11 protein-coding genes are annotated in these 12,615 nt (G+C 75.3%); 9 read left to right on the forward strand and 2 right to left on the reverse strand.

From position 1 onward, the window contains the following. Window positions 1–79: 79 nt before the first annotated feature. The 3 genes from AB0C87_RS29155 (at window position 80) to AB0C87_RS29165 (ending at window position 3,781) form a co-directional block, all read left to right on the forward strand. Entirely contained in the window at window positions 80–1,048 is a 969-nt protein-coding gene (locus tag AB0C87_RS29155; protein WP_345183008.1) for an ATP-binding cassette domain-containing protein, read from the forward strand. Then, the gene (locus AB0C87_RS29160; RefSeq protein WP_345183009.1) at window positions 1,045–1,878 is read left to right on the forward strand and encodes an ABC transporter permease subunit; all 834 of its coding nucleotides are present in this window, start codon (window positions 1,045–1,047) and stop codon (window positions 1,876–1,878) included. Before AB0C87_RS29155 ends, AB0C87_RS29160 begins: the two co-directional genes overlap by 4 nt. Window positions 1,879–2,017: 139 nt before the next feature. Continuing rightward, window positions 2,018–3,781, forward strand: a complete 1,764-nt coding sequence (locus AB0C87_RS29165; protein WP_360580455.1) for a glycoside hydrolase family 15 protein — start codon at window positions 2,018–2,020, stop codon at window positions 3,779–3,781. 567 nt (window positions 3,782–4,348) lie between these two features. Here AB0C87_RS29165 and AB0C87_RS29170 read toward each other — a convergent pair. Further along, a complete protein-coding gene (locus tag AB0C87_RS29170) occupies window positions 4,349–4,570 on the reverse strand; it encodes a hypothetical protein (RefSeq protein WP_360580456.1) in 222 nt (73 codons plus the stop codon). Window positions 4,571–4,614: 44 nt separating this feature from the next. On the opposite strand from AB0C87_RS29170, the gene AB0C87_RS29175 reads away from it, so the two are divergent. The 3 genes from AB0C87_RS29175 to AB0C87_RS29185 all read left to right on the forward strand — a co-directional run bounded on the left by AB0C87_RS29175 (window position 4,615) and on the right by AB0C87_RS29185 (window position 6,396). Next, on the forward strand, window positions 4,615–5,055 hold the full coding sequence (locus AB0C87_RS29175; protein ID WP_360580458.1) for an FAD-linked oxidase C-terminal domain-containing protein: 441 nt from the start codon (window positions 4,615–4,617) through the stop codon (window positions 5,053–5,055). 60 nt (window positions 5,056–5,115) lie between these two features. After that, window positions 5,116–5,595 carry a MarR family transcriptional regulator gene (locus tag AB0C87_RS29180; protein ID WP_345183012.1) on the forward strand — a complete coding sequence of 160 codons (480 nt, stop codon included), beginning with the start codon at window positions 5,116–5,118 and terminating at the stop codon, window positions 5,593–5,595. A 93-nt stretch (window positions 5,596–5,688) separates the two neighbouring features. Then, on the forward strand, window positions 5,689–6,396 hold the full coding sequence (locus tag AB0C87_RS29185) for a DUF4142 domain-containing protein (protein ID WP_345183013.1): 708 nt from the start codon (window positions 5,689–5,691) through the stop codon (window positions 6,394–6,396). A 16-nt stretch (window positions 6,397–6,412) separates the two neighbouring features. Here the strand turns inward: AB0C87_RS29185 and AB0C87_RS29190 are convergent, their stop codons facing one another. Next, window positions 6,413–7,261: an NAD-dependent protein deacetylase gene (locus AB0C87_RS29190; protein WP_345183014.1), complete on the reverse strand. Its 849-nt coding sequence runs from the start codon at window positions 7,259–7,261 to the stop codon at window positions 6,413–6,415. Window positions 7,262–7,402: 141 nt separating this feature from the next. Here AB0C87_RS29190 and nirB point away from each other — a divergent pair, with 141 nt between their 5' ends. From nirB to AB0C87_RS29205, 3 genes are read left to right on the forward strand one after another with little or no spacing between them, the layout of a single operon-like run. Next, the gene (gene nirB / locus AB0C87_RS29195; protein WP_360580461.1) at window positions 7,403–9,904 is read left to right on the forward strand and encodes a nitrite reductase large subunit NirB; all 2,502 of its coding nucleotides are present in this window, start codon (window positions 7,403–7,405) and stop codon (window positions 9,902–9,904) included. Then, window positions 9,901–11,373, forward strand: coding sequence for an FAD-dependent oxidoreductase (locus AB0C87_RS29200; RefSeq protein ID WP_360580462.1), 1,473 nt, complete (start codon window positions 9,901–9,903; stop codon window positions 11,371–11,373). Before nirB ends, AB0C87_RS29200 begins: the two co-directional genes overlap by 4 nt. Before the next feature lie 25 nt (window positions 11,374–11,398). After that, the gene (locus tag AB0C87_RS29205; RefSeq protein ID WP_353834849.1) at window positions 11,399–12,598 is read left to right on the forward strand and encodes an amidohydrolase family protein; all 1,200 of its coding nucleotides are present in this window, start codon (window positions 11,399–11,401) and stop codon (window positions 12,596–12,598) included. Window positions 12,599–12,615 lie beyond the last annotated feature (17 nt).

Raw genomic sequence — 12,615 nt, forward strand, 5'->3', positions numbered from 1 at the left:
GAGGAGGATCCGGTCGCCGCGCCGGGGCGCTAGTGTGATTCCGGTCACGGAACAACTACCGAGAGACGCCGGGAGAGGCATGATCGAGGCGGAGAACCTCACCAAGCGCTACGGCGACAGGACGGCCGTGGACGACCTGTCGTTCACGGTGGTCCCCGGGCGGGTCACCGGGTTCCTCGGCCCCAACGGCGCCGGGAAGTCGACCACCATGCGGCTGCTGCTCGGCCTGGACCGGCCGGACCGCGGGGACGCCCGGATCCACGGCCGCCACTACCGCGACCTGAACGCGCCGCTGCGCGTCGTCGGGGCGCTGCTGGAGGCGCGGGCCGTGCACACCGGCCGCAGCGCCTACAACCACCTGCTGTGCCTCGCCCAGACGCAGGGCATCGGCCGGAAGCGCGTCGACGAGGTGGTCGAGCTCGTCGGCCTCACCGGCGTGGCCCGCAAGCGCGCCGGCGGCTTCTCGCTCGGCATGGGGCAGCGGCTCGGCATCGCCGCCGCGCTGCTCGGCGACCCGTCGGTGCTCGTGCTGGACGAACCGGTCAACGGCCTCGACCCCGAGGGCATCGTGTGGATCCGCACGCTGATGCAGCGGCTCGCCGCCGAGGGGCGCACGGTCTTCGTCTCCAGCCACCTGATGAACGAGATGGCCGTCACCGCCGAGCACCTCATCGTCATCGGCCGCGGCCGGCTGATCGCGGACTGCTCCACCGAGGAGTTCATCGAGCGCAGCACCGAGAAGGCGGTGATCGTCCGGAGCCCGGACGCGGCCCGCCTCGCCGACCTCGTCGCCGCCGAGGGCGGCAAGGCCTTCCCGAACGGGGACGGGCTGCTCAACGTGACCCACATGGAGGCGCCCCGCGTCGGGGAGCTGGCGGCGGCCGAGGGCATCGTCCTGCACGAGCTCACCCCGACCCGCGGCTCGCTGGAGTCGGCGTTCATGGAACTGACCCGCGACAGCGTCGAGTACGGCGGAGGCGGCGCGCCCGCCCCGGGCCCGGTCCCGGCCCCGAGCGCGGTGCCCGTCGAGGAGGGGGAGACCCGATGACCACCGCCACCGCCACGCCCGCCGCCGACCCCGCGGCCCACCCCCGCCCCGGCTTCGGCCGGTTGCTGCTCTCAGAGTGGACGAAGATCCGCACCGTGCGGTCCACGCTGTGGACGCTGATCCTGCTCGTCGTGGTCGACCTCGGCTTCACCGCGCTGCTGGTGGGCCTCACCGTCGCGCAGTGGGACAAGACCGACCCCGCCGACCGCGCCTCGGTCGTCGCCGACCCGACCGGCTTCATCCTCGGCAGCGGGTTCTTCCTCGGCCAGCTGACGATCTGCGTGCTCGGCGTGCTGGTCATCGCCTCGGAGTACTCCACCGGCATGATCCGCGCGAGCCTGCTCGCGGTGCCGCGGCGGCTGCCCGTGCTGTGGGCGAAGGCCCTGGTGTTCGCGGCGGTCGTGCTCGTCCTCGGCGTCGCGGTGTCGTTCGTCTCGTTCTTCATCGGCTCGGCGCTCATCGGCGACAAGGCGGAGGTGTCGCTGGGCGACGACGGCGTGCTGCGCGCCGTCGTCGGCGGCGGCCTGTACCTGGCGATGCTCGGGCTGTTCGCCCTGGCGATCGGCGCCATCGTGCGGCACCCCGCCGGAGGGATCACCGGCGTCATCGGGTTCGTGCTGGTGCTGGCGCCGCTGGCCACGCTGCTGCCCGGCAGCGTCGGCGACCACATCCACGCCTACCTGCCGTCCGAGGCCGGCCATCTGATCGCCCAGTCCCGCCAGGGCCCCGACGACCTGCTGACCCCCTGGCAGGGGTACGGGGTCTTCGCGATCTGGACCGGCGTTCTGCTGGCCGTCGCCGCCGTCCTGCTCAAGCGCCGCGACGCCTGAGGCGCCGGCGCCGTCCGGACCGTCTGGGCCGCCCGCAAGGGCGGTCCGGACGGGTCTGGCGCACGGGGAGGCCGGGACCGGAACGCCCGTCCTCCCGCCCGGCTCCGAGTAACGGCAGGTCCCCGGGTAGTGGAGGGGCATGCTGGACGACCCCGGAGCCGAGGACTCCCTCCCGAAGGCCCTCCGCGACTACGCCCTCATCGCCGACGGCGAACGCGGCGTTCTCGTGGGCCCGCACGGCGAGTACGCGTGGATGTGCTTCCCATCCTGGGACTCGCCGCCCGCCTTCGCGGGCCTGCTCGGCGGCCCTGGCGCGTACGCGGTGCAGCCCGCTCCAGGGCGGTGGGTCTGGGGCGGCTACTACGAGGACCGCGGGCTCATCTGGCACAGCCAGTGGGTGACCGGCGGCGCGATCCTGGAGTGCCGCGAGGCCCTCGCCCGCCCGGCGACCCCTGACCGGGCGGTCATCCTGCGCGCGTGCCGGGCCGTCCGCGGCCGTTCCCGCGTCCGCGCCCTGCTGGACGTCCGCATTGGTCACGGCGCGTCCCGGATGGGCGACCCGCGCCGGGACGGCCCGGACTGGACGGCCGGCGGCGGGGGCGCGTCGCTGCGCTGGCGCGGAGCGGACGGGGCCGTCGTGCGGGCGGGACGCGACGGCGGGCCCGTGCTGGAGCTCGCCTTCGACCTGGACGAGGGCGAGACCCGCGACCTCGTCCTGGAGATAGCCGAGGGTGGCGCCCGCGGCCCGCTGGACGCCGACGATCTGTGGGAGGCCACGGAGCGGGACTGGCACGGGGCCGTGCCGGACTGCCGCGACACCATCGCCCCGCGCGACGCCCGCCTCGCCTACTCCGTCCTCACCGGCCTCACCGCCTCCGGCGGCGGCATGGTCGCCGCCGCCACGACGGCGCTGCCGGAGCGCTCGGACGAGGGCCGCAACTTCGACTACCGCTACGCCTGGATCCGCGACCAGTGCTTCGCCGGGCGCGCCGTCGCCCTCCACGGCGGCCCGCCCCGCCTGCTGCGCGGCGCCGTGGAGTTCGTGTCGGCCCGCGTCCTCGCCGACGGTGAGGGGCTGAAACCCGCCTACACCGTCACCGGGGGGCCGGTGCCGGCCGAGAGCACCGGCGACCTGCCCGGCTATCCCGGCGCCCGGGCGGTCTTCGCGAACAAGGCGGGCGAGCAGTTCCAGCTGGACGCGCTGGGGGAGGCGCTGCTGCTCTTCGCCGCCGCCGCCGAGCACGACCGCCGGGTCCCGGAGGCGGTGGAGGCCGCCCGCGTCGCGGCCGGCGCGGTCGCGCGCCGCTGGACCCGGCCCGAGGCGGGCATCTGGGAGATCCACGACGACCTGTGGACGCATTCGCGCCTGACCTGCGTCGCCGGGCTGCGCCAGGCGGCCCGGACGCTGGCGGGCCGCGCCGAGGCCGACCGGTGGACCTCGCTCGCCGACGCCATCCTCGCCGAGACGTCCCGGACGTCGCTCACCCCGGAGGGCCGGTGGAGGCGGGCGCCCGGCGACGACCGGGTGGACGCGGCGCTGCTCATCCCGCCGCTGCGGGGGGCGCTGCCGAGCGACGACCCGCGCACCGCCGCCACGCTGCGGGCGGTGCGCGAGGACCTCGTCGAGGAGGGGTTCGTCTACCGGTACCGGGTGGGGGACGAGCCGCTCGGCGTGGCCGAGGGCGCCTTCATCCTCTGCGGCTTATTCCTCGCCCTCGCCGAGGACCGCCAGGGCGACACGGCCCGCGCTCTCGCCGCCTTCGAGCGGACCCGGTCGGGCTGCCCGACCAGCGGCCTGTTCTCCGAGGAGTACGACGTCAGGCAGCGGCAGCTGCGCGGCAACATGCCCCAGGCGTTCGTGCACGCCCTGCTGCTGGAGGCCGCCTCCCGCCTCGCCGGCTGACCCGCGGGGGACCGGCGGGTCCGGGCGGTTGAACCACGGCGTGCGAGTACTGCCGCGCGCTGGTGTCGGTCGACCCGGGGGCGCGCCGCGCCGTCGTGGAGCCCGGCGCGCCGAGCACCGCCTGATGGGGCCCAGGCCGTCCACCCACGACACCTGCACGATCGGCGGGATGATCGGCAACAACTCGTGCGGCGCGTCGGCGCAGGCCTACGGGAAGATGGTCGACTCCGTTGTGCGGCTGGAGGTGCTGACCTGCGACGGGCTGCGGATGTGGGTCGGCGAGACCTCGCGGGAGGAGTACGAGCGGATCATCGCCGAGGGTGGCCGGCGCGCCGAGATCTACCGGGCGCTGCGCGACCTGCGCGACGAGGACATGGAGCTGATCCGCGCCCGCCACCCCGACATCCCGCGACGCGTGTCGGGCTACAACCTTGACTCGCTGCTGCCGGAGAAGGGCTTCGACGTGGCCCGCGCCCTCGTCGGCTCGGAAGGCACGCTCGTGGCGGTGCTGCGCGCGGAGATCCGCCTGGTGCCGGTCCCGGCGTTCGAGTCGCTCGCCGTCCTCGGCTACGACGGCATCGCGGAGGCGGGCGACGCCGTGCCGCGCGTCCTGCCGTCGCGCCCGCTCGCGCTGGAGGGCATGGACGAGCGGCTCCTCGGCCTGGCCAAGCGCGACCACCTCGCCGCGCCCCGCGTGGTGAAGGACATGCCGGAGGGAGCGGGCTGGCTCATGGTCCGCTTCGGCGGCGACACCGAGGACGAGGCCGACCGCAGGGCCCGGTCGCTCATCGAGCGACCTGGAGAACGGGCCGAACCCGCCGCGCTGCACCTTCGTGCACGACCCGCGGGAGGAGGAGCGGCTCTGGAGGGTGCGCGAGGCGGGACTCGGCGCGACCGCCTACCCGCCGGGACGGGCCGACACGCACGAGGGCTGGAAGGACGCCGCCGTCCCGCCCGACCGGCTCGGCGACTACCTGCGCGACTTCCGCGCCCTCATCGAGGAGTTCGGCTACGGTCCGACACGTTCACCGACAACGGTCCGCGTGATCGCTCAACCGCACTGCCATCAGCACGCCGTGATGGGGTTCGGCGCCGACCAGTGCGTGCTGGCGCGCGCCGGGGTCGATGTGCGGACGCTCGACGCCGGCGAGGGGACGGCGGTCCTCGCCGACGGGTCCTCCTGCCGGACGCAGATCGAGCCGGGGACCGCCGCCCGCCCGCGCCATCTCGCCGAGCTCCTCGCCGACCTCCTCCCGGACGAGGAGGGCCGGTGACCCCGGGCCGGTTCCGGTCGGCGTTGGCGGCGGCGGGACCGGCCCCGGTAGAAAGTCGTCATGAACGAGCTGCAGGACGACGGGGTCGACGCGGTGACCTCGGCGCTGCTGACCGCGTCCCGCCTGCTGGTGGCGGTCTCGGTGCGCTCCCTGGCCGCGGTGGAGGGCGCCGTCACCCTGCCGCAGTTCCGGCTCCTGGTGGTGCTGGCCTCGCAGGGGCCGGCCAAGCTCGTGACTCTCGCCGGGCTGCTGGAGGTCAACCCCTCGACCGCGATGCGAATGGTGGATCGGCTGGCCGCCGCCGGGCTGGTGGACCGGCAGGCCAGCCCCGACAGCGGCCGCGAGGTCCGCATCCAGCTCACCCCGGCCGGGCGCGGCATCGTCGACGACGTGACCGCCCGCCGCCGCGCCGACATCGCCGCCGTGGTGGCCCGGATGCCGGCCGGGCAGCGGCGGGCCCTCGTCGACGCGCTGCGCGCCTTCACCGAGGCCGGCGGCGAACCGCCCGTCACCTCCCTGGCCCGGCTCGGCTGGACCTGAGGCCCGGTCCGTTCCCCGCCCGGCCGAACCTCCGCGCCCGGACGTGCGTACTGCGCGACGACGCCCCTTCCCCGACACGAAAGGCGGCGGCGGATGCGAGAACCCCGACCGGTCGTCGCTGCGGCGTGCGGCCTCGCCGCGGCGCTGCTCCTCGGCGCCTGCGCGCCGATCGGCCGCCAGGCCTCCGACGGCGGCGCCGTGGCGCCGCAGGCCAACGCCCGGAACGCGGCCCAGTCCACCGTCGACACCCCGTGGGGGCCGCTCGGCCCCGCCGACCGCGACCTCGTCGTGCGGGTCCGGCAGGCGGGTCTGTGGGAGATCCCCGTGGGCCGGGAGGCCGAGCGCCGCGCCGCGCGGGCCGCGACCCGCCGCAACCTCGGCGAGATCGCGCGCCAGCACGCCCGGCTGGACGAACTGGACCGCGCGGTCGCCGCCAGGCTGAACGTTCCGCTGCCGAACCAGCCGACACCGGACCAGCAGAGCTGGATGTCGGAGATCACCGGCAAGTCGGGGAACGACTACGACCGGACGGCCGTCGCCCGCCTGCGGATGGCGCACGGCCAGATCTACCCGGCGATCGCCGCCGTCCGCGGCAGCACCCGCAACACGCTGGTGCGGAACTTCTCCGAGCAGTGCGAGACGTTCGTCCGCACCCACATGCGGCTGCTGGAGGGCACCGGATTCGTCACCGGCGACATGCTGCCCGACCCGCCAGAGGCCACCGGCGCGCCCCCGCCCGGGGACCCCGGGCACTCCCACGGCCCGGCGCCGGCCGCGACCACGCTGGTGGGCGGAGGGTAGGCCGGGCCGGTCCGCGTCAGGCGGGCAGCTCGGCGACCAGCGCGTCCAGGGTGGCGCCGAGCGGGGCGTCCAGCGTGACCAGGGCGTGCGGGTCGCCCCGGGTGGCGCCGCGGTTGACGATCGCCACCGGGACGCCGTGCCGCGCCGCGTGCCGGACGAACCGGTAGCCCGACAGCACGGTCAGCGACGACCCCAGCACCAGCAGCGCCCCCGCCCGCTCCGTCAGCGCGAAGCAGTCCCCGACACGGGCCGGGGGCACGTTCTCGCCGAAGAAGATCACGTCGGGCTTGAGCGCGCCGCCGCACCGCTCGCAGCCCACGATCCGGAACGCCTCGACGGCCTCGTCGCGCAGGACGGCGTCCCCGTCGGGGTTGATCGTCTCGGCGCGGGCCGTCCAGCCGGGGTTGGCCGCGCGCAGCCGCTCGTCGAGCCGCTCGCGCGCGGACCGCTCGCCGCAGGACAGGCACAGGACGCGGTCCAGCGCGCCGTGCAACTCGATCACCTCGCGCGCGCCCGCGGCCTGCTGGAGCCCGTCGACGTTCTGGGTGATGATCCCGGCCAGCAGGCCGCGCCGCTGCAGCTCGGCGACCGCGCGGTGCCCGGAATTCGGGCGGGCCCGCGCGATGTGCCGCCAGCCGAGGTGGCTGCGCGCCCAGTAGCGGCGCCGCGCCGCCTCGCTCCCGGTGAACGCCTGGTAGGTCATCGGCTCCGCGCGCCGCCGGCGGCCCGTCTCCCCGCGGTAGTCGGGGATGCCCGACTCGGTCGACAGCCCCGCGCCGCTCAGCACCACCACGTCGCCGTCCGAGACGAGGTCGGCCAGCATCGGCAGGCCGGTCTTCGTCCCGTTCTCCGCAAGCTCCGTCACCCTTCCATGGTGCACGACCGGGGCGGGTGCGGCGCGGGGCTCCCGCCCCGCATCGCGGGCGGGCCGGCTGTGAGGGCCACTTAACGCGGGGGTGACAGCGAAGATCCGCGCGAGTAATACGTGCCGCCGAGGATCGGCCCCATGGGAGCCGACAGCAGACCGGACAAGCGCCTGGTCGTCGCCGGCCACGGGCCGGCCGCGCACCGCCTGGTGGAGGCGGTGCGCGAGCGCGACACCGCCGGCACGTGGACGATCACAGTGATCGGCGAGGAGCCCCGCACCGCCTACGACCGCGTGGCGCTCACGACGCATCTGGAGGGCGCCGACCTGGCCTACCCCGCGCACGACGGCGCGGTCACCGTGCGGACCGGGGAGCGGGTCACCGGGATCGACCGCGCGGCCCGGACGGTCGCCACCTCGGCGGGGAGCGCCGTCCCCTACGACGCGCTCGTCCTCGCCACGGGGTCCGCGCCGTTCGTCCCCCCGGTCCGGGGGCGGGACCTGCCGGGGGTCTTCGTCTACCGCACGATCGACGACCTGGACGCGATCCGCGCGTACGCGCGGGGCCGGGCCACCGGCGCCGTCGTCGGCGGCGGCCTGCTCGGCCTGGAGGCGGCCCGCGCGATCCAGGGCCTCGGCCTGCGCAGCGGCGTCGTGGAGGTGGCGCCGTGGCTGATGCCGCGCCAGCTGGACGAGGGCGGCGGCGCGATGCTGCGCCGCCACATCGAGGCGCTCGGCATGGCCGTGCACGCGGGCACCCCCATGCGGGCCCTGGAGGCCGGGGAGGACGGCTCGGTCCGGCGCGTCGTCCTGGAGGACGGCACGGCGCTCGACGCCGAGGTCGTGGTGTTCTCCGCCGGGATCCGCCCGCGCGACGAGCTGGCCCGCGGCTGCGGGCTGCCGGTGGGGGAGCGCGGCGGGGTCGTGGTGGACGCCTCCTGCCGCACCGAGGACCCCGCCGTCTTCGCGATCGGCGAGTGCGCCCTGGTCGGCGGCACGGTGTACGGGCTGGTCGGGCCCTGCTTCTCGATGGCCGAGGTGGTCGCGGACCGGCTGCTGTCCCCCGCGAGCACGGCGGTGTTCGAGGGCGCGGACATGTCGACCAAGCTCAAGCTGATGGGCGTCGACGTCGCCAGCTTCGGCGACCCGTTCGCCGGTCCCGAGCGGGGCGCGCTCGGCGTCACCTACACCGACCCGGTCGCCGGGGTCTACAAGCGGCTCGTCGTCAGCGACGACGCGCGGACCCTGCTCGGCGGCGTCCTCGTCGGCGACGCCGAGGCCTACGGCACGCTCCGCGCCCACGTCGGCGGCGGCCTGCCGGGCGCGCCCGAGCAGATGCTGTTCGGCGGCACCGAGGCGGCGGGCGGCGACCTGCCCGGCGCGACGGTCATCTGCTCCTGCAACAACGTCACCGCCGAGGGCATCCGCCGCACGGTCGCCGAGTGCTCCCTGACCGACGTCGCGGGCGTGAAGGACCGCACCAGGGCCGGGACGAGCTGCGGAAGCTGCGTCCCGCTGGTGAAGCGGATCCTGGACGCCGAGCTGACCGCCGCGGGGATCGAGGTCAGCAAGGCGATCTGCGAGCACTTCGACTACAGCCGTGCCGAGCTGTTCGACATCGTCCGGGCCGGGCGGGTCGGGAGCTTCACCCAGCTCGTGCAGGAGCACGGGACGGGCCGCGGCTGCGACATCTGCAAGCCCGCCGTCGCCTCCATCCTCGCCAGCCTGGGCAACGGCCACATCCTCGAAGGCGAGCAGGCGGCGCTGCAGGACACCAACGACCACTTCCTGGCCAACCTGCAGAAGAACGGCACGTACTCGGTGGTCCCGCGGGTCCCCGGCGGCGAGATCACCCCCGAGAGGCTCATCGTGATCGGGGAGGTGGCGCGCGACTTCGGGCTCTACACCAAGATCACCGGCGGTCAGCGGATCGACCTGTTCGGCGCCCGCGTCGAGCAGCTGCCCGAGATCTGGCGGCGGCTCGTCGAGGCCGGGTTCGAGTCCGGCCACGCCTACGGCAAGGCGCTGCGCACGGTGAAGTCGTGCGTGGGCTCCACCTGGTGCCGCTACGGCGTCCAGGACTCGGCCGCGATGGCGATCCGGCTCGAGCTGCGCTACCGGGGGCTGCGCGCCCCGCACAAGCTGAAGTCGGCCGTGTCCGGCTGCGCCCGCGAGTGCGCCGAGGCGCAGAGCAAGGACTTCGGCGTCATCGCCACCGAGAACGGCTGGAACCTCTACCTCGCCGGGAACGGCGGCATGCGGCCCCGGCACGCCGACCTGTTCGCCACCGACCTCGCCGGCGAGGAGCTGATCACTTACATCGACCGCTTCCTGATGTTCTACATCCGCACCGCCGACCGGCTCCAGCGCACCGCGAGCTGGCTGGAGTCCCTCGACGGCGGCCTGGACTACCTGCGCGAGGTGATCGTGGACGACCGGCTCGGCATCTGCGCCGACCTCGACGCGGCCATGGCCCGCCACGTCGCCTCCTACTCCGACGAGTGGCGCGACACCCTGGAGGACCCCGAGCGGCTCCGCCGGTTCGTCTCGTTCGTCAACGCGCCGCAGACCCCCGACCCGAGCATCGCCTTCGAGGTCGAGCGCGACCAGATCAAGCCGCTCCCCCTGGAGGTGAAGCGGTGAGCGCCGCGGACCCGGCGGGCGTGGTCGTCGTCGGCAACGGCATGGCCGGCTCCCGGTTCGTGGACGAGCTGCGGTCCCGGGACGCCGCGACGCCGGTGACGGTGTTCGGCGCGGAGGCGCAGCGCCCCTACAACCGGATCCTGCTGTCGAACGTCCTCGCCGGGAAGACGCGCCCCGACCACATCAGCCTGGTCGACGCCGCCTGGTACGCCTCGCACGGCGTGGACGCCCGCCTCGGCGTCGAGGTCACCCGCATCGACCGCGCGGCAAGGACCGTGCACGCATCGGACGGGACGGTCACCCCCTACGGCACGCTCGTCCTCGCGACCGGCAGCACCGCGTTCGTCCCGCCGATGCCGGGCCTGGAGGACGGCCTTCCGGGCGGCGCGCAGGTGTTCCGCACGCTGGAGGACTGCCGCCGCATCTCCGCCCTGGCCGAGTCGGCGCGCCGCGCGGTGGTCGTCGGCGGCGGGCTGCTGGGCATCGAGGCGGCGCGCGGGCTCACCGGCCTCGGCCTGGAGGTGACCGTCCTGCACCTGGCCGGGCACCTCATGGAACGCCAGCTCGACCCCGCCGCCGGGAAGGTCCTGGCCCGTACCTTGGAGGCCCTCGGCATCGGCACCCGGCTGCAGGCCGCGGTCACGGGGCTGCGCACCGCGGGCGGCGCGGTGAGCGGCGTCGAGCTGGCCCTGCCCGGCGGCGGGACCGAGGTCGTCGACGCCGACCTGGTCGTCCTGTCCTGCGGAGTCCGGCCCGAGGTGGGCCTGGCCCGGGACGCGGGCCTGGCCGTCGGCCGGGCCGTGATCGTCGACGACGAGCTGCGGTCGGTCAGCGACCCGTCCGTCCGCGCCATCGGCGAGTGCTCCGAGCACCGCGACGAGGTGTACGGGCTGGTGGCGCCCGCGTGGGAGCAGGCGGCCGTGCTCGCGGGGCTGCTCGCCGGCACCGACCCCGCGGCGCGGTTCACCGGCGCCCGCCAGATCACCCGGCTCAAGGCCGCCGGGATCGAGCTGGCGTCGATGGGGGAGACGCACTTCGGCGACGACGACGAGGACGTGGAGGTCGTCCGGTTCACCGACGCGGCGCGCGGCACCTACAAGAAGGCCGTGATCCGGGACGGGCGGCTGATCGGCGCGATCCTGCTCGGCGAGACCTCCACCGCGGGGACGCTCACCCAGCTCTACGACCGGGCCTCGCCGCTGCCCGCCGAGCGCCTCGGCCTGCTGTTCCCCGGCGTCGGCGCGGCGCCCGAGGCCGAGTCGCCGGTGCGGATGCCGGACGCGGCGACCGTCTGCCAGTGCAACAACGTCAGCAAGGGCCAGATCCGCGCCTGCTGGCAGCGCGGCGCCCGCACGGCCGAGGACGTCGCGAGCGCCACCCGGGCGAGCACCGGTTGCGGAAGCTGCCGCTCCGCCGTGGAGGGCATCGTCGCCTGGCTGGAGGAGCAGGACACCGCGGACGTCGCCTGAGCGGCCGGCGGGTAGGCTCCGCCGCATGCTCGACGGACGCCCGCTGATCGACGCGCACGTGCACGCCGCCCGGCTGCCCACGCTCCGCCCGGCCTGGCGGCGCTGGGCGGAGGAGTTCGGCTCGTCCCACCCCTGGCAGGACCTCTACGACGAGGACGGCACGCTCGTGCCCGAGCGGGTGGACGCCTACTTCGAGGGCGAGGGCGTCGACGTCGCCCTGCTGCTGTGCGAGTACAGCCCGCGGACCACCGGCACGCAGCCCATCGAGGACCTGCGGCCCCTGCTGGAGCACAACCCGCGGCGCTTCAGGCCGATCGCCAACGTCAACCCCCACCTGCACTACCCGATCGGCGCCGAGGTCGAGCGGCAGCTCGGGTTCGGCGCCGTCGCCCTGAAGCTGCACCCGGTGCACGGCGGGTTCAGCGTCGCCGACCCCGAGCTCCACCCCGCCTACGAGGTGTGCCGCGACGCCGGCGTCCCGGTCGTCGTCCATTGCGGGACGAGCTCGTTCCCCGGCTCGGTCAACCGGTACGCCGATCCCACCGCGGTCGACGACGTGCTGCGGCTGTTCCCCGGCCTGACGTTCGTCCTCGCCCACGGCGGGCGCGGCTGGTGGTACGACGCCGCCGCGTTCCTCGCGCTGTCCCGCGAGGAGGTGTGGATCGAGCTGTCCGGGCTGCCGCCCCGCCGGCTCCCCGAGTACTACGCCCGGCACGACCTGCGGCGCCTGGCCCGCAGGTTCGTCTTCGGCAGCGACTGGCCCGGCGTGCCCGGCATCGCCCGCAACGCCCGCGCCGTCGCCGCCCTCGGCCTCGACGAGGAGACCCTCGCGCTCGTCCTCGCCGGCAACGCCCTGCAGGTCTACAAGGGCCTGACCGTCCCGCCGCCCGCCCGAGAGGACCCTCGCATGCCCGACGCGGACCCCTTCACCGACGACGTCGTCACGCAGATCGCCCGGCACATGAACGAGGACCACGCCGCCGACTGCCTGACGATCTGCCGCGCGCTCGGCGGGCGCCCCGGCGCGACCGCGGCGCGGATGACCGGACTGGACGCGGAGGGCATCGAGTTCGCCGTCGCCGACGGGGGCGTCGAGCACCCGGTCCGGATCCCGTTCGGCGAGCGGCTCACGGAACGTTCTCAGGTGCGCCGCGAGGTCGTCCGCATGACCGAGCGCGCCCGCGCCGCGCTCGCCGGCGGGCGGGACGCTCCCGACGAACCGTAGGCGGCGCACGCCGCGTG

The organism is Actinomadura sp. NPDC048021 (assembly GCF_040653135.1).
Classification (GTDB): Bacteria; Actinomycetota; Actinomycetes; order Streptosporangiales; family Streptosporangiaceae; genus Spirillospora; species Spirillospora verrucosospora.